The organism is Micromonospora sp. WMMA1923 (assembly GCF_049179195.1).
GTDB classification, from domain to species: domain Bacteria; phylum Actinomycetota; class Actinomycetes; order Mycobacteriales; family Micromonosporaceae; genus Micromonospora; species Micromonospora yangpuensis.
In genome coordinates this window covers 2,392,965-2,416,451 of the sequence record NZ_JBMHLZ010000001.1, presented here as the reverse complement: position 1 = coordinate 2,416,451, position 23,487 = coordinate 2,392,965, and the positions used below count along the sequence as shown (strand labels likewise).

The window sequence follows — 23,487 nt, the reverse complement described above, 5'->3', positions numbered from 1 at the left end:
TCATCCTTACAGCGCCGCGAACGGTTCGTGGTCGGCCGGCCCGGAGCCGCTGCCGGTGGCCACGGGAGGACGGCTGTCGGGGTTGGGTACGACGACTCGGGTACGGGTGACCGCTCGCCACCCGTACTGCCGGTGTGCGGGGTCGAAGCTGATGGGCTGGTCCGGGAGGGTCTCGGTGACCTCCGCCCCGGGCGGGGCGTCGCTGAGCACCTCCAGTGGAACTGTCGCATTACCTCGCTCACGCAGGCGTTTCGAGGCCTGCCAGGCCCAGTCCCCGAGGACCTCGGTGACGGTGCCGGGGTGGACGCCGAGGGTGACCGGTGCGACCGGGGGGCAGGATCTGCGGCCGAGGTAGAGCGGGAACCGGGGCCGGCGGACCGCCTCGTGCAGGCCGTCGAGCAGTGTCCGGTCACCACCGATGGCGGCGAGGAACACCGCGTCGGAGAGGTAGTAGCGGTGGGTCAGCGGCATGCTGTGCTGGCCGTCGAGAGTGCGGGCGACCTGGAAGTCCCGCAGGAGCTGGCCGGGTTGGTCGATCCGGACCCCGAAGTCGAGGTTGAGGAGTTCGGTGAGCGGATCGGTACGTCGCAGGCCGCGGGCTGCGGCGAGGATGCCGATGACGCCGCTCTTGGTGGGCGCGACCTCGGTGTGCCGCCGGGTGAAGCGGCTGGTCGCCCCCCAGGACTGGAGCGGGCCGGCCAGCCGCAGCAGCAGGACGCTCATGCCGGCGTACCGAGGCGGTCGGCGACCGTCGTGCCCACGGCGTCGACCAGCGCGGGTAGGGCGAGCACGTCGCCGAGAGCGGCCAGGGCGGCGGTACGGGTGCCGACGTGGGTGACCCAGGCGGCCACGGCGGGGTCACCGTACGCCTGCTCGACCTCGTTGGTGTGCTGAGCCAGCTTCTCGGCGGCGGCGGTGACGAGGCCGGACCGGTCACCGAACTGCCGTTCCCGGACGGGCTCCTCGAAGGCACCGACGAGGTTGATCGACTGGGTGTCGCGCAACCGCACCATGACCGCATCGGGGCGGGTGCCGTTGGCGAAGGTGTTCCGCTTACCGGAGGGCATGCTGGTGGTGAAGGCGCGTAGGAACGCCTCCACCGCCTGGCGGGTGGCAGCGGGGTCGCCCAGCGTGTCGTGGAGCCGGTCGACGTCGATGGTGGCATACCGGTAGAGGGTGGAGGAGTTGAACTCGATCGTGCCGATCATGCCGGCACCGGTCTCCTGGTTGTCGTGCTTGCGGTCGTCGACAGCGGTGTAGTAGTCGAACTCGTTGTCGACGGCGTGGACGCTGAGGGCGTGGGCGACCTGGACGGCGGCGTCGACGTTGAGGTCCGGCACGTCGGCGACCATCCGGCCGAACATGGCGATGTCGATGGAGTGGTCGGTGTCGGCGAGTTTCTGAAGGTGCTTGGTGTCGAGCTTCGTCCCGTTCCGTTCGGCGTCGATCGCGGCCCGCGCCAGGTTCTCCTGCTGTCGGTGGCTGAGGAAGAGCAGGTAACCGGCCTCGATGTCGGGACTCTGGGCCGCCCCCTTGCTCTTCTTGGCCGCGGCCTCCTTCTTCGCCAGGCCGGAGGCCTTGAGGACCTCGGTCGCGAGAGCGGACGCCTTGTCCTTCAGCTCCGGGTCGAGGTCGGCGATCCGGGCGGCGACGGCCTCGCCGACTCGCTTGGTGCGCTCGCCGAGCTGGGAGTCGTCGAGGGTGTCGGCGAACGCCAGTCGCACTGCCCGCTTCCACGACTGGGAGGAGACGCGGGCCCGGCGCACCCCGCCGTAGGTGGCGGTCTTGGGGGATCCGGAGTCGTCCCGGTTGACGTTGCTCGGTGGCAGCGTGTGCAGGATGTGAACGTCCAGGATGGTACGGGTCATGGTCACTCCTCGGAGGTGGTCTGATCGGGCGCGAAGTCGGTGCTCGGGTCGGTGGTGCCGGGCTCGGGGCGGTCCTCGGGCTGTCGGTAGAAGTCACGACCCCACACGCCACGGATCTGGGCGGGCCCCCACGGCTTCTGCAGCACGACAAGGTCCTCGGCGAGCACTCCGTAGTCGAGGGGAATCCGGTTGTCCCGCAGGAGTCGGACCAGGCTTCGCAGGTGGGTGGTGACGGAGGCGTACGTGGTGGCGGTGCCGAGGGCGGCGAACCGGCGATGCACCGCCTCCGGACTGGCGGCCTTCCTGCTGAGCAGGCTGACCGCCGCGCCGAGACCGACGCCGTCCTGGTGCATGGACCGGTCGCGGATCGACTGCTGGTGTACCGCGTACAGGGTGAGGGCGGTGTGCATGGCCTGTTCGGTGTGGGTGCAGTCGCGGTCGCTGACCCACTCCTCGTCGAGGTACTCCTGCGCGACCCGGGTCTGTTCCAGAACGGTGTAGTCCGCGCCGGGATCCTGGTCTACCAGCCTGCGTAGCCGGGCCAGGGCGGCGACGGCAAACCCGGCCTCTCGCAGGTAACCGTCCTGCAGGACGGTTACCTTCGTGGCGACGTACCCACCGAAGCAACGCCGACGACGGGCGTGCCTGACGGCGATGGCGGTCGGGGCGTCGTTGTCGGTTGGGGCTGCGGTGGTCACGCCGGCACCTCCTGGGGAACGGACGGGGTCTGGGGTTCGGCGGCCAGCGGTAGGGCCCGGCGCAGGGCGGCGCGGAAGAACGTGTCCGCCAGCGGACTGCTCATGTGCTTCTTCTTCTCCTGGTCGACGTAGCGACCGGCCCACGCCTGCGGCCCCGACAGCCGGACCAGTTCGTTGCCGAGTCTCCGGACGCACTCCTGCGTTTGGGTCTGCCATTCGACGCGAGCCTGCGTCGGGTCGGTGGTCGGGTCCAGCCCGGCCAACCACTGCCGGAACAGGACGTCCAGCGTGGCGTAGGCGACTTCGGCGGCCCGGTCGGCGGCAACGGCCGGAGGGTCGTCGGGCCGGTCACCATACCCGCCACCGGCCCGGCACAGGTTCGCCGCGAGCCCGCGCAGGGCCTTCACGGCGGCCTCGGCGTCGACGGCGCTGTCCACGATGGTGCCGGCGAGCGGACCCGCCGGGTCGAACGCCTGCACGGTCATGGTCAGCGCGTCGTGGTAGACCTCGTCGACCACCGACATGTTGTTGCCGTAGACGACGCCGACCGCGCGGGTGGTGACCCGGTACCCGTCGTCGACGAGCCCCTCCCCCCGCAGCCGGGCCAGCCACTGGCTCATCCCGGGTGGCCGCGAGGCGGGGGCGTCGGCACCTGGTTTCCCGGCCGGTGTGGGTAGCAGGCTGGCCAGCCCGCGCCAGAGGGACCGGGTGTGGTCGTGCAGGGCGGGCAGGTAGACGGTGGGGAGTTTGAGTTTCTTCTCCTGGTTGGGGCTACGCCGCCAGCGGCTCATCGGCTCCAGCAGGTGCAGGTTCGGCCAGGCGATCCGGTCCCCGTTCGCCACCAGCGCGCCGGTGATACCACCCACGTCGCCGAAGAGCCGAATCCGGCGAGACTGCCAGGTATAGAGGTTCAGCACGCCGTGCGGGCCACGGTCCCGCTCGGCTTCCTCGGCGGGGCGGTGCGGGTCACGTTCCCAGACCGGCGAGTCGCGTTCCGGGTTCTGTCGCAGATAGGTATTGTCCAAGGCCACCAGGTTGAGCAGCAGGGTCTCACGAAGCGTGCGACCTTCCAGGTAGACCAGGCCCAGCGAGCCGGCGGCGCCGGGGCCAATCGGGTAGCCCTTCCCACCGCTGACCCGGTCGTCCCCGACCGCCCCGGACTTGATGCCGGAGGCGTCGTACGCCTGGCAGTGCACCAACCAGACGGCGGCCTCGGCCGGCGTCAGCCGTTCCAGGCCGGGCCCGAGCCGGGTGGTCAGGTACGGGGCGTTGTTCGGCACGTCGGCGATGAGCCGGGTCAGGCCGAACTCCTCGTGCTTCTGCGTGTGCAGGTCGGCGACCTGGTAGAACGGTGTGACCGGGTGCAGCAGATCGAAGCGTTCCCGGAACTCGTCGAGGTATGCGGTGATCTCCGCGGTCGGCAGGTCGGACCGTCGCCACAGGTCCCGCCACGCGTTCTCGTCCTCCGGCCCGTCGACCGCGCGGTGCAGGATCGCGAGGAGCAGACGAAGAATCGCGGCCGTCTGGGTCGGTAGGTCACCAGCGACGGCCCGCAACTCCGACGCCTGGGCGAACAGCTCGGTCAACGAGACCGGTCGACGGCGACCGTCCAGGTCGAGGACCGGGATCCACGGTTGACTGACAAGCGAGAAGGAGGGCACGGTTTCTGGCATGTGAGGGTTCTCCAAATCCTTCGACCAGCAGGGAGGCGTCGGAGAACCTGTCCCTACCAATAGGATGGCGGGTGGAACTGTAGCGCCCTCCCGCCCTCGGCGGGGTGATCCGCTGTCCCTACCGATATTTACGGTGTTCCCTGCCTGGGCAGGGGTTTCGGCAGTTCAGGAGCACCCCTGGCTGCCGCCGGAACGTTCGGCTCCGTCGGTGTTGTCTGATAGCGGACAGCACCGATCAGCCTGGTTACGGGTCGGCTTTGGCGACCCGCAGGCCGGTGTGCCGGTCGTAGGTCAGGACGAAGTCGGTGAGCCGGCTGCGTCCCTGCCCGTCGAGGTCGAGGACCAGTTCACCGGCGAGTAGCGGGTCCTTCTCCCAGGCACCGAAAGCGTTGCGGTGTTCCAGCTCCGCGATGATCCGGTCGGTGCCGCCGTTGGCGGTGACCGCCATCGGCAACGGCAGTGCACACCGCAGCATGGTGCGGGCCACCTTCCGAGGTGGCTCGAAATCGGTGGGCACCACCACCTCACCGCCCTCGTCGAGCCACGGCGGGGTTATCAACTCGTCGCCCCGTCTCACCAGGAGCAGCACCTCCAGGGCCTCGGCACCGTCGTCACGGACGTGGGCCCGCCCACGCCGCTCGTTGCCGCTGGCGGTCTCGGTGTCGCCCACGCTGTCGGCGAGCCAGCCCACCAAAGACCTTCCTGGCTGCTGAACCGATCTGATCCGGAAACTCTCCGCGCGCCGGGCAGCGGCGTCCCGACGTCTCGTCGCCGCCGTCTCGGCCTCGGCCAACACGGACCGCCACGTCGGCGGGCCGACCGGTTCGCTGCCGTACGCGGCCTGGACCAGCGGCGCGATGTCCTGCGGCAGGCTCAGCACCCGGTCACCGTCGAGGTACGGCAGCAGGACGGCGGCAGCCCGTAACAGCGTCGACCGTTCGTACACCTTGGCCGAGCCGGCCACCGGGGTGGGAGGTGCCGTCGCCCAGTCCGCGCCGGTCATCAGGCACCGGGGCTCGGCCATCCGGACGGGACGCCCGGATCGGCGGTGTCGGTGCAGGCGACCGACTCGTTGCAGGACCAGGTCCACCGGTGCGAGATCGGTCACCAGGAGGTCGAAGTCGATGTCCAGGGACTGCTCGGCGACCTGGCTGGCTACGACGACGTGGCAGTCCGGCCGACGCCGTCCGGCCTTGGCCAGATGGTCGGGCGAGCCGAAGGTGTCCCGCAGCCACTTGTCCTTCGTCGCACGGTCGGCGGCCATGAATCGGGAATGCGCCACCGTCACCGGAATCGACGGCCCGAGTTGCCGCCGCAGTTCGGCAGCGGTCTCCTGGACCCGGGCGACGGTATTGCGCACGACGAGGACACAGCCGCCGTCGACAAGCTCGGCCCGAAGCCGGGCGGCGAGCACGCCCAGGTCGTCGTCGAGGCGTTCCAGCCGCACGTCGAGACTCCGGCCTGATGGCACACACCCCACCGTCACGGGCGTCCGGTCCACCCCCGAGACGCTGATCAGCGGATACCGCAGGTCGTCACGGAGCAACCGGTACCCGTCAACGGCGGAGTCGCGGCCACCGTCCGGCGACCACCGCCGAGGCCCGTTCCCGGCACGCCGCGCCCCGAGCCGGCCGTCGTCGTACGCCCGCATCATGTCGACCCGCCGGCCCGCCGGAAGCGTCGCGGACAGGACGACCACGGGTACGCCGTGGGCAGCCAGCCACTCAAGAGCCCGGTCGAGGTACCGACTCATGTAGACGTCATAGGCGTGGGCCTCGTCGATGACGACCACCTTGCCGGCCAAACCGAGATGCCGCAGCGCCACATGTCGGGCCTGCAACGCGGCGAAGAGCAGTTGGTCGACGGTGCCGACGACGAAACTGGACAGCATTTTCCGCTTCCGCCCGGCCAGCCAGCCGTGGACGGCGGTCTCCGTCCCGCCCTGGTCCTCGGCGATGGCGCTCGGCAGACCCCCTCGGTAGAGCCGGGAGTACTCGTCGTTCAACATCGCCTTGCCGTGCGCCAGCGCGGCGTCCCTGGCACCCCGGCCCAGGTCGGCGTCCGGGAGACGACTGAGCCAGGTCAGCACCCGGCTGAACATCGCGTCACCGGTCGCCCGGGTGGGCAGGGCCAGGAAACAACCACCCGCTCCGGTATTGCGGGCGAGGACCTCCACCGCCGCCAACGCGGCCTCGGTCTTTCCCTCACCCATCGGTGCCTCGACGATCAACAGTCCCGGCAGCGGCATGCTCCGGGCCTGCTCCAGCACCGCCACCTGCACCGGATAGGGCTGCGCCCCGACCGGCATCTCGAAACGCCGAGAGAACAGGGCCACGGCGTCGAGGCCGTCGACGTCCACCGCCTGCCATGGGACGGGCAGATCCAACTCCTCCCACGCCCGGGCCAGCCGATCGGGAGCATCTTCCTGCCGGTAGCCGTACGGGAAGAGTTCGTCGTTGCTGGCGATCCAGTCGGCGACGATCACAACTGCGGTCAACAGCACCTGCACCGGCTGCGGTAACGCCACGTCCCGCCAGGCAGCCAGGCGCTCGACGACATCGGTGTGCCGGCTCATCCAACGGAGCAACTCGTCGCGCACCCCGGGCCAGAGCCCGTCGACCCCGAGCAGGTAGGGCCGCTTGCGAATCTCATCAAGGTCACTGTCGGTCGGCGGCACCCCGTGATGACCGCCGACGACCACCGCGTACGCGCCGGCCTGTCCCCGGGTCCAACCACGCTCGGCGGTCAGCCAGTCGATCAGCGCCAGGTGCCCGGCCGGACCGTGCGGCGCGCACAGCCGGTCCGCTTCCACCCGCCTGTCGAAGGTGAACCCGTGGTCCTGCATGGCCTGCCGAAGATGCCGCACCTGCCAGGCGAACGCGGGGGTGGCCTTGCCGATGTCGTGGATCCCGGCGAGCCACCGCACCAACCTGCGCCCGTCGTCGGCCCCACCGGGCAACGACGCCTCGATGCGCTGACGGATGGCGGCCGGCAGCCACACATCCCACAACAACCCCGCGACGTCCGCGCTGTCGGCGAGATGCCGGTAGAGCGGAAGCCAGAACCCCCGGTCACGGTTCGTCTTACCCCAGACGAGGCGGGCGCTCTCGCCAAGGCCATGCTGGTCAACCACGGAACGAACCAAACCAGAGGGGTACGACACTTTCACCAGCTTCCTTTCCGATGGCCACAGCCGGTACACGATCCACAGGCAAACGGGCCGCAGCATCATGAACGAGAATCACGTACGCCAGGACACGGCCCCGGCCGAAAACTCTTCGTCGAGCCGCAAGCGAGTCGACCGCGACGAGGCAACGGCTGCGCCGGAGAGCCTGCCGGTACGCTGGACCCATTAGCAGGAGATCCATGCTGGACAGCGAGGGCCTGAGTGACGATCTTCAGCACCAAAGTGAATGAAAACGAGGAAGTTGATCTATAGCGCCCCAGGTCAAGAAGTGTGCTCCCCGCGCAGGCGGGGGTGATCCCGACAGGCTGCCCGCCGCCAAGCGGCAGCTCCTGTGCTCCCCGCGCAGGCGGGGGTGATCCCGGGGCGGAGAACCGGGCCAACCGGCAAGTGGGGTGCTCCCCGCGCAGGCGGGGGTGATCCCGGCAGCACGGTGACCGCCTCCCGCAGCCGGGAGTGCTCCCCGCGCAGGCGGGGGTGATCCCGTGGTCAGATTTGCGCTCTCCGGCGTCAGTGGGTGCTCCCCGCGCAGGCGGGGGTGATCCCATGTCGTCCATCCCCCCTGTGCTGCTGGTCGTGTGCTCCCCGCGCAGGCGGGGGTGATCCGTACAGGCACGCCGCTGCGCCGATGGCGGCCAGGTGCTCCCCGCGCAGGCGGGGGTGATCCCAGATCGCTGTCCGGGCCCTCCTGGCAGATGCAGTGCTCCCCGCGCAGGCGGGGGTGATCCCGGCGGGATCATGCAGTCGGAGACCGCCACCATGTGCTCCCCGCGCAGGCGGGGGTGATCCGAACGGGGTGTCCTGCGGGGTGAGCAGGTGCAGGTGCTCCCCGCGCAGGCGGGGGTGATCCCGGGAAGATGTGGCTCGTCGCGACCATCCTCGGGTGCTCCCCGCGCAGGCGGGGGTGATCCCGGTGAGGAACTCGCCGCCTGGCTGGGGGCCGAGTGCTCCCCGCGCAGGCGGGGGTGATCCGGCGTTGGTGGACGGGTTGACCGCGCCGAAGCGGTGCTCCCCGCGCAGGCGGGGGTGATCCCTCGGGGATGGCGATCACCTCGCCGGCGAGGACGTGCTCCCCGCGTGTGCGCGGCCAGTGAAAGATCCCCATAGGCGGCCATTTACCGCCCCGCTGATGGCCGGGGTTCTCCCCGTGGACGGCCAGATACCTCCCCGCTGATCATGACGAGACGCTGGTCGGCGAGGGTCGGCGGCGTGAAACGCGGCAGGGAGATCGTGGAAATCTTGGAGGCGTACGACCTCACGGGTAGTTACCGTGCGGCGGCTGAGTTGGCCGGGTGTGATCACCACACGGTGGCCCGGTATGTGAAGTTGCGGGCCGAGGGGCGCAGTCCCGAGGAGCGGACCCAGCGGGCTCGGCCGATCGACGAGTTCATGGACAAGATCGAGGAGTTGGTGGCCCGCTCGGGTGGCCGGGTCCGCGCCGATGTGGTGCACCGGCGGATCACCACGATGGGCTTCGCCGGCGGGGAACGCACCACCCGCCGGGCGGTCGCGGCGGTGAAGAAGTCCTGGCAGGTAGGGCAGCGACGGGTGTTCCGCCCGTGGATCCCCGAGCCCGGTTTGTGGCTGCAGTTCGACTGGGGCGAAGGCCCACGCATCGGCGGCCGGCGGACCACGTTGTGGTGCGCGTGGCTGCCCTGGTCGAGGTTCCGGGTCGTGATCCCGGTGCTGGACAAGACCCTGCCGACGGTTGTGGCCTGCCTGGACGCCACCCTGCGGCGCCTGGGTGGGGTGCCGGCTTATGTGTTGACCGACAACGAGAAGACGATCACGGTGGAGCACGTCGCGGACATCGCGGTCAGGAATCCGGAGATCGTGCAGGTGGCCCGGCATTACGGGATGACGATCCGCACCTGCGTGCCGGCGGACCCGCAGTCCAAGGGCGGCGCCGAGAACACGGTGAAGATCGCCAAGGCGGACCTGGTCCCGACCAACGCGAACCTGCTCGGCCAGTACCGCACATTCGCAGAGCTCGAAGCGGCCTGCCGCGACTTCACCGACGAGGTCAACGCCCGTCTACACCGCGACACCCGCCGCCGCCCGGCCGAAGCCCTGCTGGAGGAACGGACACGGCTGCACCCGTTGCCGGCAAGGGCGTTCACCGTCGCGTTCGGCACCACCCGCCGAGTGAACTGGGACTGCACCATCTCCGTCGACGGAGTCCGCTACTCGGTCCCACACCACCTGGTCGACACCCGGGTCTGGGCCCGGTTCCACGGCGACGAACTGATCGTCACCGCCGTCAGCGAGGACGGTCCGGCCGAGGTCGCCCGCCACCAGCGGGCCCAGCCCGGCCGCCCGTCGATCCGAGATGAGCACTACCCGCCCCGATCACGCCAGTCCGACACCGCGCAGCGGGTGCCGCGGGCCCGCACCGCCGACGAAGCCGCGTTCCTCGCCCTCGGCCCCGGCGCCGCCGCGTGGCTGGTCGAAGCCGCAGCCGCCGGCATCCGCGGAGTCCGACGCAAGATGGCCGAAGCCGTCGCCCTGGCCAAGCTGCACGGCGTCGACCACGTCGACCGGGCCCTCGGCACCGCCGCTTTGGCGGGCCGGTTCACCGACAACGACCTGATCCGCATCCTCGCCCACCAACGCGACGACGACACCCCACCCACCCGGGCCAGCGAAACCCACAGCCTGCAACCAGGCACCTCCGCCTGGTCAACCTTCGGCACGACTGGAGAACAGTGACCATCACCCCGTTGCGGGTCACCGGCACGGCCGGTGACCCGCTGACCGAAGCGATCGAGCTCACCCGCCGCCTGAAACTGCCGCACCTGCGCCGAGCCATGGCCGACCTCATCCCCACCGCGAAAGCCCAACGCTGGGACCCCGCCGAGGTCGTGCGAGTACTCCTCGCCGAGGAAGCCGCCGGCCGGGACCAGGCCAACCTGCGCACCCGCCGCAAACGCGCCGCGTTCCCCGCCGGCAAGACCTTCGGCGACTGGGACGAGACAGCCTCGTCGATCCCACGGCCGACCCAGGACGCGCTACGCAGCCTGGAATGGGTGCACCGCAAGGAGAACCTGTCCATCTGTGGCCCGTCGGGCACCGGCAAGAGCCACTTCTGCGAAGCCCTCGGCCAAGCCGCCGTCGAAGCCGGCATGACCGTCGCCTGGTTCACCATCGAAGACCTCGGCGTCATGGTCCGCCGGCACCGCCCCGACGACTCCGTCACCCGAGCCATGACCCGACTGATCCGCACCGACCTGATCATCATCGACGACATCGGCCTGCTACCAGTCTCCCCGGACGCCGCCGAAGGGTTCTACCGCCTCGTCGACGCCGCCTACGAACGCCGCAGCCTCGCGGTCAGCTCGAACCTGCACCCCTCCGGCTTCGACGAGATCATGCCCAAAACCCTCGCCACCGCCACCGTCGACCGACTCCTGCACCACGCCCACGTCGTCGTCACCCAGGGTGACAGCTACCGATTCAACCAAGCCACCGCCGGACAAGGCGTCAAAACCTTGCACTGACCCCAACACCACCCCACGGCGGGAAACTATCTGGCCGCCGCTGGGGAGAAACCAAGGCCGCCAGCGGGGAAAACTACTGGCCACCTACGGGGAAATCCGATTGGCCGTTGACACCCGCGCAGGCGGGGGTGATCCCAGACAGCAACCGACAGCAAGGAGGCCACCCAGCGTGCTCCCCGCGCAGGCGGGGGTGATCCCCTGGTCCGCGCCGAGCGGGCCGTGAGTAAGGAGTGCTCCCCGCGCAGGCGGGGGTGATCCCGGACGTCGCGTCGGCGTACGCCATGAACCCGAGTGCTCCCCGCGCAGGCGGGGGTGATCCGGTTCCTCCGGGGGTTTCGGGGGTTGGCCTGTGGTGCTCCCCGCGCAGGCGGGGGTGATCCCGGGAGCTGATGGACGAGCTGCGGCTCGTGATGGTGCTCCCCGCGCAGGCGGGGGTGATCCGCCGCCTGGGACGGCACCATGCGCCCCGACTACGTGCTCCCCGCGCAGGCGGGGGTGATCCCTGCGCGCCCAGCTCGACGGCATCCGTCTGGACGTGCTCCCCGCGCAGGCGGGGGTGATCCCCCCGAGCACCTCTCGCGGGCGGTCCACCGGTTGTGCTCCCCGCGCAGGCGGGGGTGATCCGACGGCCATGGAGCTGTTCCGCCGGGTCAAGGCGTGCTCCCCGCGCAGGCGGGGGTGATCCCACGCCGGGGTTGTTGGCGGCGGCGGTCTCCAGGTGCTCCCCGCGCAGGCGGGGGTGATCCCGTCGACCACGGTGGCGACGTGGTGATGCCGGGGTGCTCCCCGCGCAGGCGGGGGTGATCCCGCCACCACCAAGGCCAGCAGGGCGGTCACGGCGTGCTCCCCGCGCAGGCGGGGGTGATCCCCGCCACCGGCTCGCTGCCGGACCCGATGCCGCCGTGCTCCCCGCGCAGGCGGGGGTGATCCCGGAAGAGGCCCCCACCGCGCTGGTGGGGGCCTGTGCTCCCCGCGCAGGCGGGGGTGATCCGTACACGCCGGCAGGGTTGGTGCACGCCGACGAGTGCTCCCCGCGCAGGCGGGGGTGATCCCGTCTCACATCACACGCGAACAACCGAGGGAGAGTGTGCTCCCCGCGCAGGCGGGGGTGATCCCGAGTTCGCCGCGGTCTTCGCCGCCCTGTACGCGTGCTCCCCGCGCAGGCGGGGGTGATCCCGTGCACTGGTCGCTGCGACTGATCCTGTTCTTGTGCTCCCCGCGCAGGCGGGGGTGATCCGGCCAAGCCAGCACCGGCCGCCGACGCCCCGACGTGCTCCCCGCGCAGGCGGGGGTGATCCCGCTGGGTGCGCGTCTGGACCGCCGGCGACCTGGTGCTCCCCGCGCAGGCGGGGGTGATCCCGACGTCACGACGCACCTGGCCAAGGAGTGGCTGTGCTCCCCGCGCAGGCGGGGGTGATCCCGCACCGCCCATCACCGCCAAATCCACCGAGTGGTGCTCCCCGCGCAGGCGGGGGTGATCCCCGGCCTCGCCGGCCTCCAGGCCGAGCAGCTTGAGTGCTCCCCGCGCAGGCGGGGGTGATCCGACGTTGGCCCGGATCGAGGCCGGCTTGGCGCGGTGCTCCCCGCGCAGGCGGGGGTGATCCCGCGGAGGCCATCCGCACGAACCTACTGGCCGGGTGCTCCCCGCGCAGGCGGGGGTGATCCGATGAGGGCGCCGCATCGGCGCGTGACTATGCCGTGCTCCCCGCGCAGGCGGGGGTGATCCCGGTGACCACTGGCCGTGGACCCCGGAGGTGGCGTGCTCCCCGCGCAGGCGGGGTGTCGGCTCCGCCTGAAAACTGGCTCTGGCACACATTTTGTGAGTCGCGCTCGTCGGTAGTTCGGGTTAGGTGCCGGGATGGAGATCATTCCGGCGTTGCTGCCGCACCTGACGGGCCTGCGGTTGGAAGCGGTGGTGGTCCGGGGCGTCGGGGTCAGGATCGATGCGGAGACACAGACTGTGCGGGCGCGGTGTGGCACCTGCAGCACCTGGTCGACCACAAGGCATGGTCGCTATGTGCGGCGGCTGGCCGATGTCAGGTTGGGTGGTCACGAGGTGCTGGTCGCGTTGACGGTCCGCCGATTCACCTGCGTAAACACCGAATGTGGGCGGCGGACCTTCGTTGAGCAGGTCCCGGGCCTGACTCGTCGGCATGCCCGTCACACCGTCGTGGCGGCCGGTGACGTGGAGGCCGTCGCGGTGGCGTTGGGCGGTCGACCGGGCAGCAGGTTGGCGCAGCGGTTGGCGGTGTCGGTCTCCCGGTCAACGTTGATCCGGATGATCCGCCGGATGCCCGACCCGCCGCCGGTGACACCGACGGTGCTGGGCGTGGACGACTTCGCCCGCCGCCGTGGGCACCGATACGCGACCGTGCTGCTCGACATGCATACCCGCCGGCCGATCGACGTTCTGCCCGACCGCACCGCCGACACCCTCGCTGCCTGGCTGCACGACCATCCCGGTGTTCAGATCATCTGCCGGGACCGAGGCGGCAGCTATGCCGACGGCGCCCGCAAAGGAGCGCCTGACGCGGTCCAGGTCGCCGACCGGTGGCACTTGCTGAAGAACCTCAGCGACACCGTCGAGAAAGTCATCCGCGGGCACCGCCGATGCCTACGCACCGACGCCGAACCAACATCTGCCCTGGTCACGCCGACCGACGAGCCGGGCGAAACGGGGCGTCGGGCGACGAACACGCGTCAACGCCACGCGGCCGTGCACGCTCTGCGAGCCGAGGGGCTGTCGATCAGCGCGACCGCCCGCCGACTCGACATGAACGTCAGAACCGCCCGCAAGTACGCCCACGCCTCCACCGCCGAGGCGTTGATAGGCCCGAACGCCAGCAGCCGCCCCAGCGTCCTCGCCCCGTTCCACTCCTACCTGCGGCAACGCCTCACCGACGGCGTCCATCAGACCGCTGAACTGCACGGCGAGATCCTGGCCCGCGGTTACCAAGGCAGCCTGCGGGTGCTGCGGGACTGGCTCACCATCAACCGCGCCCGGCCTGCCCCTGCGACCGCCGTCCGGGTGCCGTCGGCCCGGCGGATCACCGCCTGGATCATGCGACCCGGCCACAAACTCACCGACGACGAACACGTCGATCTCGCCGACGCCCGCCGCCGCTGCCCGGACCTCGACACCGTCGCCGACCTCGCCCGCAGGTTCGCCGCGCTGGTCCGCCACCAAGGCACCGGGCAGCACCTCGACGCCTGGATCAACCGCGCCCGCCGCGCCGGATACCCCGAGATCCGCGGCTTCGCCGCCGGCCTTGTCGGCGACCGCGACGCCGTCGTCGCCGGCCTCGCCCAGCCCTGGAGTTCAGGTCCGGTCGAGGGCCAGGTCAACCGCATCAAGACGATCAAGCGACAGATGTATGGCCGGGCGAACCTCGACCTCCTCCGCAAACGCGTCCTGACCAACTCGTGAGCCGCAATCAAGATCAATCACAGAATCTGCGCCAGAGCCCCGTTTGGGGCGGCGTTGACACGGCCGTCGTGCTTGAGCATCCGGCCGTGCTCCCCGCGCAGGCGGGGGTGATCCGCTGCCACCCGCGCCGGCCAAGCCACCGGCCAAGTGCTCCCCGCGCAGGCGGGGGTGATCCCGATCCGCAGGTACGGCGCTGCCTCATGCACGAGTGCTCCCCGCGCAGGCGGGGGTGATCCGTGGGCCATCACGGCGAGGTCGTATTCGCCTTTGTGCTCCCCGCGCAGGCGGGGGGTGATCCCTCGTAGATCTGGCCCAACTGCATGTCGGAGCCGTGCTCCCCGCGCAGGCGGGGGTGATCCGCGTGTGGCCGGACATCGGCGGACCCCGGTCGGGTGCTCCCCGCGCAGGCGGGGGTGATCCCTGGGTCATGGCGCTGGCGGCAGTCTCGGCCGCGTGCTCCCCGCGCAGGCGGGGGTGATCCCTCGCGCGCAGCGGCGGCAACCGGCGGCGCTGAGTGCTCCCCGCGCAGGCGGGGGTGATCCCAGCGCGTCATCGACGCCTTCCGCGCTGCGGACGTGCTCCCCGCGCAGGCGGGGGTGATCCGGAGGTCGGCTCGGACATTTGGCGCACCGGATCGTGCTCCCCGCGCAGGCGGGGGTGATCCCGCGCTCCACGCCGCCCTGCTGGTCGCCGAGCGGTGCTCCCCGCGCAGGCGGGGGTGATCCCGGTACGCGATCGACCCCCACGCGGGTGCCAGTGTGCTCCCCGCGCAGGCGGGGGTGATCCGCCACGCCGCTCACCCTGGCGACGCGCATCGCGGTGCTCCCCGCGCAGGCGGGGGTGAACCCACGGTCGAGCGGTACGAGGTGCCGCTCAAGATGTGCTTCCCGCGCAGGCAGGGGTGATCCCAGGGCTGGTCCGCGTCCTTTGCCGTCGCCGTCGGTGCTCCCCGCCCGCGGCGGGGGTGATCCGGTCAACGCCGGAGCCGGCGTGCGTTTCCTGCTGCTCCCCGCGCAGGCCGGGGTGCTCCGGTCAGGGTGGCCCTGCGGCGGACGATCATGCCGTGCTCCCCGCGCAGGCGGGGTGTTCTCTCCTTGCACCTGCCGATCGGCTTTGGCCCTGGCAGCTCGTCCGCGTCCGCCTCGAAGGTGAGCAGCGCAGGGCCGCTGCTGATCGCCAGGGGCTCGCCGGCAACAATCAGGAAGTTCCGGACTCGTCGGGTGGCGACCAGGGGTCGACGGGCACCTCGTACACGAGTCGGTAGCGGTCACCGGGAAACACGATGTCGGCGGTCTCCACTGCGGTCTGCCCGGCGTAGTAGGTGCGCTCGACCACGATCACCCACATGCCACCCCGGCGGTCGAGTTCGAGGGCATCGGCCTCTTCGGGCATCGCCGGTCGGGTGGTGACCTCTTCCACGAACCGGTCGATGGGCACGCTGATGGAGTCCATGCGGGCGATCACACCGATGATCGGCCCCTGCTCCGGGTGCTCGACCGGCGTGCCAGCGGTGATGGCCAGGGGCTCATACGAGTGGGCGAGCTGGATGGGGGTTCCGTCAGCGAGGTAGCGGTACTTGGTGGACATCACCAGGTCGCCGGGCTGGATGCCTAGCCGTTCGGCGAGCGAGGACGTGGCGGGGATCTTCTCGCTGTGCGATTCCCAGGTCGGCCGCTTACCTGCGGCTTCGCTGTCCCGGGCGAACGGTGACGTGCTGCCGAGGCGTTTGCGCATATCTCGTGAGTGGGCGCGGCGCATGAGTTGGGTCCGGGTGCGGACGTAGTTGCCGGAACCACGTCGGCCCTCGATGAGCCCTTCGCTGCGGAGCAGGGTCAGGGCGTGCTTGATGATCGTGGTGGAGAAGCCCCAACGCTGCTGGAGGTCCCTTTCGGTGGGAAGTTTGTCCCCGGGGGCCAGTTCACCGGAGAGGATCCGCTGGCGCAGGTCGTCGACGACGCGCTGATAGTTGGGCGGTTCCTTGCCGGTCATGGGTGACCCCTTCGGGTTGACGCGCCTGACTGCGTCAAGTTGACCATGGCACCGAAGGCGCAGCAAGCAGAGCGGCATGTTCGCCACCTCAAGTAAGTGCACTTAAATCCTTTACCAACTCAGGCAAGTGCGCTAACTTTCGGGACATAGACCACACACCATGAGACGGATGATCCACGTCCGGCTCGACCTCTCAGGAGGTGAGAGTGATCGTGCTCCATGCCATGTCGGTCGTGTTCGGTGGGTTGGTGCCCGGCTTCGTGCTCGGGTTGTTCGCGTTTCGGGTCAAGGCGCGGTGGTGTCCGCGGTGTGGGGAGTCCACCGAGGCGATGCCCCCGACCACGGAGCCGCACCGGTGACCCGGCCGACCGTCCACGGCGGCGAGCAGCTGCCGATCGGACGGCGGGTGGCCCGCTGGCGGGTACGCCGCAGACTCACCCAACAGATGCTCGCCGACCGCCTCGGCAAGTCCAAGAGCTGGGTCGACAAGGTCGAACGCGGCGTCCGCGCCCTCGACCGCTACTCGGTGGTGCGGGACATCGCCACCGTCCTCCGCATCGACCCCACCGAACTACTCGACCCGCACGAACCCGCCCCCACCCCGCCGGTGACGAGCCTGGACGGGGTCGACACCATCCGGACCGCGCTCGCCCGCTACCACCACCAGCCGACCCACCTGCCCGTCGACCAACTCCGCCGACACACCGGCCACGCCTGGCTCGCCTACCACCACGCCCAGTACCCGCAGCTCCTACGAACCCTGCCCACCCTGCTCGACACCACCCACCACACACCGGCACTGCGCGCGTCGGCGTACCAGATCACCGCCCTGGTACTGGTCAAACTCGGCGCGGCCGACCTGAGCTGGCTCGCCGCCGACCGCGCCGCCACCACCGACCCCACGAGCAACGCCACCATCGCCGTCGCCCAGGCGCTACGCGCCCTCGGCCGCGACCGACTCGCCCTCACCGCCACCCTCGACGCCACCGACACCACCACCGACCACCGGGTACGCGGCACCCTGCTACTCCAGGCCGGACTCGGCCGGTGACCCCACCGCCGCCGGCCAGGCCCTGATCGCCGCCGACAGCATCGCCCCCGCCGAGGTCCGCCACCGCCCGTACGCCCGTACCGCGATCACCGAGATCACCCGCGGCGAGCCGGCGGCGGCCGACGTGGCGCGACTGGCCACCCTCGTCGGCCTGACCCGCTGACCACCCACCACACCGAAAGGAACAGTCGACCCGTGGCCGAAGACCTGGGATCCAGCGTGCCCCGACGACACCTCGGACGCATCCTGCGCGAGCTGCGCCTCGACGCCGGCATCACCCTCGACGCCGCCAGCGACGCCATCGCCTGCAGCCGACAAAAGGTCTGGCGCATCGAAACCGGCCTCGGCACCACCCGCGCGGTCGACGTACGCGCCCTCTGCGACCTCTACAACACCGACCCCGACCTCACCGCCGCCCTGGTCACCGTGGCCGCAGAGACCAAGGCAACCGGCTGGTGGCACGCCCACGACAACCCCGTCCCCGCCTGGTTCACCCCGTACCCGGGCCTGGAAAACGCCGCCGCCCGGATCCGCAGCTACCAGCAGGCCCTCCTGCCCGGCCTGCTGCGGACGCCCGCCTACCACCAGGCCGTCCACCCTCACCGGCCCGACCACCCCGAGCATCTCCACGAGGTACGCCACCCGCCCGGCAACCTGCTCACCCGGCGGCTGCCCCCACCACCACGGCTCTACGTGGTGCTCTCCGAGGCGGTGCTGCTGCGCCGGGTCGGCGAGCCGGGAGTCATGGCCGAGCAGCTGACCCACCTGCTGAGGCTGACCGAGCTGCCGCACGTCGCCGTCCGGGTGCTGCCGCTTTCCGCCGGAGTCCCCGAGGCCGCCCTCGCCGGGCCGTTCACCATGCTCGACTTCACCCCCGACAGGCGCGTCACCCCCGACCCACCGGTGGTGTACCGGGCATCTCTCACCGGCGACCTCTACCTCGACCGGCCCGAGGAGATCACCAGCTACGAACGCCTCTGGCTGGCCATCGCCACCCATGCGCTCAACGAAGACACCTCGGTACGCCTCATCGAGAAGATCAACCACCAGGTACACGCGCGCCCGGGAGAGGGGGATCGCTGGTCCGTGGCTGCCGGGCAACACCCACTGTAGAAAGGTACGAAATCGCCACGGTGGAGGAGGCCGACATGATCGACCGAGCCGGACTTGCCGAGTTCCTACGCCGGCGGCGTGAGTCGCTGCAGCCTGAGGACGTCGGTGTTCCTCGCGGACGGCGGCGCAGGACCGCCGGGCTCCGCCGGGAGGAGGTGGCCGCGTTGTGTCACATCTCCGCCGACTACTACAGCCGGCTGGAGCAGGGGCGCGGGCCCCTCCCGTCCGACCGTCTGATCGCCGCCATCGCCCAGGGACTGCACCTCACGCTCGACGAACGCGACCACCTGTTCCGGCTCGCCGGACACCAGCCTCCGCCGCGCGGCGCGACCAGCGAGCACATCAGTCCGGGACTGCTGCGCATCTTCGACCGGCTCGCCGACAGTCCCGCCGAGATCGTCACGGAGCTCAGCGAGACGATGCGGCAGACCCCGCCGAGCGTCGCACTCGTGGGCGACAACACCCGGTACTCCGGCCCTGCCCGAAGCATGCCCTTCCGGTGGTTCACCGACCCGACTACCCGCGCCACGTACCTCCCGGAGGACCACGAGCGCATGTCACGGGTCTTCGCCTCAGGGGCGCGCAGGGTGGCCACGCTGCGCGGACCTGGGTCGAAGGCAGCGCGCCTTGTCGAACTTCTGCTCCGGGAGAGCCCCGAGTTCGCCGACCTGTGGCACCGGCATGAGGTCGGCGCGACCTTCGCCGACGTCAAACGCTTCGTGCATCCGGAGGTCGGCGTACTGGAACTCAGCTGCCAGGTGCTCGACGACCCGGCACAGTCGCACCGGCTGCTGGTCTACACCGCCACCCCGGGCAGCGAGAGCCACCGCCGGCTCAGGTTGCTGTCGGAGGTCGGTGCGCGGGACATACCCGACGGTGTCTCGGTGGGAGAGTGGTTCCCGCAGCCGGACTGTGGCCCGACCCGGGCGTCGACCGATCGTCAGCCCCGATGAACCTCCGCGATCTCGCGGGGGGTCAGGCCGCCGGCCTGGTTCTCGCCGCCGGGGCAGGGCGCCGCTACGGCGGCCCGAAGGCACCTGTGTTTCTCGGGCAGGCGCTGCGGGTGCTGCGCGAGGGCGGCTGCGACCCGGTTCTCGCGGTCCTCGGTGCCGGAGCCCGCCAGGCCCGGGCAACCGTCGACCTGGCGGGTGTCCAGGTCCTCGACAATCCGGGCTGGGCCGAGGGCATGGCCTCGTCGTTGCGGCTCGGGCTCACCACGGCCGCCCGCCTGCCGGGCGTCTCGGCCGTGTGCGTACACCTGGTCGACATGCCCGGGGTCTCCGCTACGGCGGTGATGCGGCTGCTGGCCCGGGCAGACCCGGGCTGCCTGGTCCGAGCCTGCTACGACGGCGAGGCGGGCCATCCGGTGGTACTCGGTCGTGACCACTGGGCCGAGATCGTCTCGACCGTGCGTGGCGACCGGGGCGCCCGGGCGTACCTACGCCGGCACGCTGCCCAGGTCGACCTGGTCGAGTGCGGTGACGTGGCCGCCGGGTACGACATCGACGAACGGTGACCACTGGCCGGGGCTGGTTGCGTTCACAGCAGCTTGTCGAGGGTGATGGGGAGGCTGCGGATCCGCTTACCGGTGGCGTTGAAGATGGCGTTGCCGACAGCGGCCGCCGAGCCGACGGTGCCGAGTTCGCCGACACCCCGCGCGCCGAGGTTGTTGATGACGGGGTCGGGCCGGTCGAGGCAGTGGACGTCGAGGTCGGGAACATCGGCGTTGACCGGCACCAGGTAGTCGGCCATGTTGCCGGCGGCCAGCCGGCCGGTGGCCTCCTCGAGCGGGTCGTCCTCCAGCAGGGCGTGGCCGATGCCGAAGATGATGCCGCCGACGATCTGGCTCCGGGTGGCCTGGGCGTTGACCACCCGTCCGATGTCCACGACCGTGGTGAAGCGGGTCACGCGGGGCTCTCCGGTGTACCGGTTGACCCTGACCTCGCAGAAGTGTGCGCCGAAGCTGTGGAACCGGTACCGGGTGGCCTCCGGGCCGGGTTGAACCGTCGCGGTGGCCTCGACGTTGCGGCGGCCCACCGTGGTGAGCAGGCGGCCGAAGGACATCGAGAGGCCTCCCCCGCGCAACGTGCCCTTCTGGTAGCTCAGGTCCTCGCTGTTCGTACCGTGCCAGGGTGACTGGGGGCTCGTGACGGCGACGTTGACGAGTTCGGCGATCGCGGCGTTGGCGGCGGCCTCGACCGCCGGCACGCTGGTGGAGGTGCCGGCCGACGCCACGGACGGTGCGCCCGGCGGCAGTGCGGTGTCACCGAGTTCGGGTGTCACCCGCCGCAGCGGGATGCCCAGTTCGTGGGCGCCGGTGATGGCCAGCATGGTCAACGCGCCGGTGCCCGTGTCGGCGGTCGCGGAGGAGACCACGGCGGTGTCGTCGTCGAGCAGCCGGACCCGGGCCTGGATGGCCTCCGGCCTGCGGGCTCCGGGGTAGATGGCGGTGGCCATTCCCATCCCGACCAGCCAGTGTCCGTCGGTCCGGCTGCGGGGCCTGGCGCGTCGGGCCGACCAGCCGAAGCGTCGGGCGCCCACGCGGTAGCACTCGTCGAGGTGCTTGCTCGACCACGGCAGGCCCGACCCGGGTACGGCGGTGGCGTAGTTGCGCAGCCGTAGCTCGACCGGGTCGATACCGGTGGCGACGGCGAGTTCGTCCATCGCGGTCTCCAACGCGAAGGACCCGGGGGCCTCGGTGGGGCCCCGCATGGCGCAGGTCGGTGGCACGTCGAGCATGACGTGCCGCTGGTCGATGGACAGGTTGGGGGTCCGGTACAGCACGGCCGAGGTGTCCACGGCCGGCTGCATGTGCCGGTAGCCGACGGGCGGCATCGAGGCGTCGGTGACATGACTGACCGCGTTGAGGACCCCGTCCCGGGAGGCGCCCAGCGTGACGGTCTGGTTGATCGCACTGCGGTGGCCGACCACGGTGAACACCTGTTCCCGGGAGAGGACCAGCCTGACCGGGCGGTTCAGCTCGCGGGCCGCGGCTGCGGCCAGGGCGGCGTCGTACCACGGCATCACCCGGCTGCCGAAACCACCGCCGACGTACGTGCTGATCAGCCGTACCGCCGTTGGCGGCAGGCCGAGCCGTGCGGCTGCCGCCGTGGCGGAGAGGTGGGGTAGCTGTGCGCCGCTGTACAGCGTGAGCTGGGTTCGGTCGTTGTTCCACTCGGCGAGGACGGCGTGGGGTTCCATCGCGACGGCGTGCTGCATCGGCTGGTGGAAGGATGCCTCCACGACGATGTCGCTGGCGGCCAGGGCGGTCTCGATCGAGTCGACGCCGGGGGCGAGGACGATGGCCCTGGGGGCGGGCCAGGTCGGCCCCCCGTCGGCAGGCACGCGGGGCTCGTCGGTGAGCGAGGTACGCGGCCGTTGCTCGTGGTAGGTCGTGGTGATCAGCGTTGCGGCGTCCCGTGCCTGCATGGCGGTCTCGGCGACGACCATGGCGATGATCTGTCCCCGGAAGCGGATCTGGGTGTCCTGCAGGGGTGCGTAGTTCTCCCCGACGCCGGGCACCGGCTGGAGCGCGAGTTTGTGGAACGGGCTGTACACCCCGATGACGCCTGGGGCGTTCTGCGCCGCGACGGTGTCCATCGTGGTGATGGAGCCTCGGGCGACGGTGCTGGTGACCAGGTGGGCATGGGCCAGGTTGGCCGCCGGGTAGTCGGCCGAGTATCGGGCGGCGCCGGTGACTTTCGCCCGGCCGTCGACGCGGTCGATGTCGCGGCCGAGTGGGGAGACGGTCATCGTGGCTCCTAGCTCTGGGAAGAGGACCGTGGTCGGGTGATGCCGGCGCTGTGGTCGAGGTGTTCGGCGGTCCAGGTCGGCGGGAAGGGAGCCGACGACGGGGTGGCGCGACGGTGGATGGGGACCCCGGTACGCAGCGGCACCCCGGTGCCGCCGTGCCGGTGCGCGACGATTTCCGCCGCGATCGACAGCGCCGTCTCCTGGGGGGTACGGGCGCCGATGTCCAGCCCGATCGGCGAGTGCAGCCGGCGGAGTTCCCGGTCGGTCAGGCCGGCCTCGCGCAGCCGTACCAGGCGTTGTTCGTGGGTACGCCGTGACCCCATCGCCCCCACGTAGTCGACCGGTAGTCGCAGGGCTGCGGTGAGCAGCGGTACGTCGACCTTCGGGTCGTGGGTGAGGACACAGATCACGGTGCTGCCGTCGAGGCGCTGGGTGGCAAGGTAGCGGTGTGGCCAGTCGACGACGACCTCGTCGGCGTACGGGAATCGGGCCGGCGTGGCGAACGTGGCCCGGGCGTCGCAGACGGTCACCCGGTAGCCGAGGAAGGCACCCAGGCGGGCCAGTGCCGCGGCATGGTCGATGGCCCCGAAGATGAGCATCCGAGGCGCCGGGGTGTTGCACTCGACCAGCAGGGTCATCGGTTCCCGGCAGTAGCCGTCGGCCACCCCGATGTCCACGGTGCCGCTGGTCCCGGCGTGCAGCACGCCGGTCGCGTGTGCGGCAGCCACCTCGTCGAGCCGTTCGTCGCCGAGGGTTCCCGCCCGGTGTCCCCCGGGGCGTACCACGATCAGTTTTCCGAGGTGGGCCTCCGGGCCGCGGACGACGGTGGCGACGGCGACGGGCTCGTCCCGCGTCGCGTCGGCGTACGCCGCTTCCAGGCCGGGTTCGGCACCCGGATCGTGGTGGCGCAGGAACAGCTCGATCGTTCCGCCGCAGGTGAGGCCGACGGCGATGGCGTCGTCGTCGGTGTAGCCGAACCGCAGGGTCTTCGGGCTGCGCTCCCCCCGCAGCATCTCCTGGCACGCCTGGTAGACGGCGGAGTCGACGCAGCCGCCGGAGACGTTGCCCAGCACCGCACCGTCCGCGTCGACGACGAGCGACGCGCCGGGCTGGCGGGGCGCGCTGCCGTCCACGCGGGTGACGGTGGCGGTCACGAACGGGGTCCCACCGCGGACCCGGTCGAGGAGTTCGGTGGCGAGTTCAAGCATGAGCGCCGCCGCAGCGAGCCGGGCCG

The 23,487-nt window shown here is 70.9% G+C and carries 16 protein-coding genes and 3 CRISPR repeat arrays; of the genes, 7 read left to right on the top strand and 9 right to left on the bottom strand.

Translation table 11 applies throughout. The annotated features are described in order from the left end of the window. Window positions 1-6 precede the first annotated feature (6 nt). The 5 genes from cas5e to ACN28G_RS10750 form a co-directional block, all read right to left on the bottom strand. A complete protein-coding gene (gene cas5e, locus ACN28G_RS10770) occupies window positions 7-723 on the bottom strand; it encodes a type I-E CRISPR-associated protein Cas5/CasD (protein ID WP_421479019.1) in 717 nt (238 codons plus the stop codon). Next, complete coding sequence (gene cas7e / locus ACN28G_RS10765) at window positions 720-1,868, bottom strand: type I-E CRISPR-associated protein Cas7/Cse4/CasC (protein ID WP_421479018.1); 1,149 nt, start codon at window positions 1,866-1,868, stop codon at window positions 720-722. The genes cas5e and cas7e overlap by 4 nt, the downstream gene beginning before the upstream one ends. A gap of 2 nt (window positions 1,869-1,870) precedes the next feature. Further along, complete coding sequence (casB, locus tag ACN28G_RS10760; protein ID WP_421479017.1) at window positions 1,871-2,566, bottom strand: type I-E CRISPR-associated protein Cse2/CasB; 696 nt, start codon at window positions 2,564-2,566, stop codon at window positions 1,871-1,873. Beyond that, the gene (gene casA, locus ACN28G_RS10755) at window positions 2,563-4,239 is read right to left on the bottom strand and encodes a type I-E CRISPR-associated protein Cse1/CasA (protein WP_421479016.1); all 1,677 of its coding nucleotides are present in this window, start codon (window positions 4,237-4,239) and stop codon (window positions 2,563-2,565) included. Before casA ends, casB begins: the two co-directional genes overlap by 4 nt. Window positions 4,240-4,483: 244 nt before the next feature. Beyond that, window positions 4,484-7,372 (bottom strand): CRISPR-associated endonuclease Cas3'', encoded by a 2,889-nt coding sequence (locus tag ACN28G_RS10750; protein ID WP_421479015.1) that lies wholly within the window; start codon window positions 7,370-7,372, stop codon window positions 4,484-4,486. A gap of 324 nt (window positions 7,373-7,696) precedes the next feature. Further along, window positions 7,697-8,456: a CRISPR direct-repeat array (repeat unit 28 nt; unit sequence GTGCTCCCCGCGCAGGCGGGGGTGATCC). Window positions 8,457-8,632: 176 nt separating this feature from the next. Here ACN28G_RS10750 and istA point away from each other — a divergent pair. From istA to ACN28G_RS10735, 3 genes are all read left to right on the top strand, one after another. Further along, the gene (gene istA / locus ACN28G_RS10745; protein ID WP_421478112.1) at window positions 8,633-10,132 is read left to right on the top strand and encodes an IS21 family transposase; all 1,500 of its coding nucleotides are present in this window, start codon (window positions 8,633-8,635) and stop codon (window positions 10,130-10,132) included. After that, window positions 10,129-10,920, top strand: coding sequence for an IS21-like element helper ATPase IstB (gene istB, locus ACN28G_RS10740; RefSeq protein WP_421478111.1), 792 nt, complete (start codon window positions 10,129-10,131; stop codon window positions 10,918-10,920). The genes istA and istB overlap by 4 nt, the downstream gene beginning before the upstream one ends. Window positions 10,921-11,027: 107 nt before the next feature. After that, a CRISPR array of direct repeats spans window positions 11,028-12,646; the repeat unit is 28 nt; unit sequence GTGCTCCCCGCGCAGGCGGGGGTGATCC. Between the two features lie 132 nt (window positions 12,647-12,778). Then, window positions 12,779-14,347 carry an ISL3 family transposase gene (locus tag ACN28G_RS10735; RefSeq protein ID WP_421479014.1) on the top strand — a complete coding sequence of 523 codons (1,569 nt, stop codon included), beginning with the start codon at window positions 12,779-12,781 and terminating at the stop codon, window positions 14,345-14,347. Window positions 14,348-14,433: 86 nt separating this feature from the next. After that, window positions 14,434-15,255: direct repeats of the CRISPR family, unit length 28 nt; unit sequence GTGCTCCCCGCGCAGGCGGGGGTGATCC. Window positions 15,256-15,544: 289 nt separating this feature from the next. On the opposite strand, the gene ACN28G_RS10730 is transcribed toward ACN28G_RS10735, so the two are convergent. Beyond that, window positions 15,545-16,336, bottom strand: coding sequence for a GntR family transcriptional regulator (locus ACN28G_RS10730; protein ID WP_421479013.1), 792 nt, complete (start codon window positions 16,334-16,336; stop codon window positions 15,545-15,547). Between the two features lie 355 nt (window positions 16,337-16,691). Here ACN28G_RS10730 and ACN28G_RS10725 point away from each other — a divergent pair, with 355 nt between their 5' ends. Then, entirely contained in the window at window positions 16,692-17,387 is a 696-nt protein-coding gene (locus ACN28G_RS10725) for a helix-turn-helix domain-containing protein (RefSeq protein ID WP_421479012.1), read from the top strand. On the opposite strand, the gene ACN28G_RS10720 is transcribed toward ACN28G_RS10725, so the two are convergent. Next, window positions 17,361-17,528 (bottom strand): hypothetical protein, encoded by a 168-nt coding sequence (locus ACN28G_RS10720; protein ID WP_229688356.1) that lies wholly within the window; start codon window positions 17,526-17,528, stop codon window positions 17,361-17,363. The two genes, ACN28G_RS10725 and ACN28G_RS10720, sit on opposite strands and share 27 nt — an antisense overlap. 54 nt (window positions 17,529-17,582) lie before the next feature. On the opposite strand from ACN28G_RS10720, the gene ACN28G_RS10715 reads away from it, so the two are divergent. From ACN28G_RS10715 to ACN28G_RS10705, 3 genes are read left to right on the top strand one after another with little or no spacing between them, the layout of a single operon-like run. Continuing rightward, the gene (locus ACN28G_RS10715) at window positions 17,583-18,500 is read left to right on the top strand and encodes a helix-turn-helix domain-containing protein (protein WP_421479011.1); all 918 of its coding nucleotides are present in this window, start codon (window positions 17,583-17,585) and stop codon (window positions 18,498-18,500) included. A 35-nt stretch (window positions 18,501-18,535) separates the two neighbouring features. Further along, a complete protein-coding gene (locus ACN28G_RS10710; RefSeq protein WP_421479010.1) occupies window positions 18,536-19,453 on the top strand; it encodes a helix-turn-helix transcriptional regulator in 918 nt (305 codons plus the stop codon). Next, window positions 19,450-20,016, top strand: a complete 567-nt coding sequence (locus ACN28G_RS10705; RefSeq protein WP_091438144.1) for a nucleotidyltransferase family protein — start codon at window positions 19,450-19,452, stop codon at window positions 20,014-20,016. The genes ACN28G_RS10710 and ACN28G_RS10705 overlap by 4 nt, the downstream gene beginning before the upstream one ends. A 23-nt stretch (window positions 20,017-20,039) precedes the next feature. On the opposite strand, the gene ACN28G_RS10700 is transcribed toward ACN28G_RS10705, so the two are convergent. Together ACN28G_RS10700 and ACN28G_RS10695 are read right to left on the bottom strand one after the other, a co-directional pair. Next, complete coding sequence (locus ACN28G_RS10700; RefSeq protein ID WP_091438140.1) at window positions 20,040-22,253, bottom strand: xanthine dehydrogenase family protein molybdopterin-binding subunit; 2,214 nt, start codon at window positions 22,251-22,253, stop codon at window positions 20,040-20,042. 8 nt (window positions 22,254-22,261) lie between these two features. Continuing rightward, the gene (locus tag ACN28G_RS10695) at window positions 22,262-23,461 is read right to left on the bottom strand and encodes an XdhC family protein (protein ID WP_421479009.1); all 1,200 of its coding nucleotides are present in this window, start codon (window positions 23,459-23,461) and stop codon (window positions 22,262-22,264) included. Window positions 23,462-23,487 lie beyond the last annotated feature (26 nt).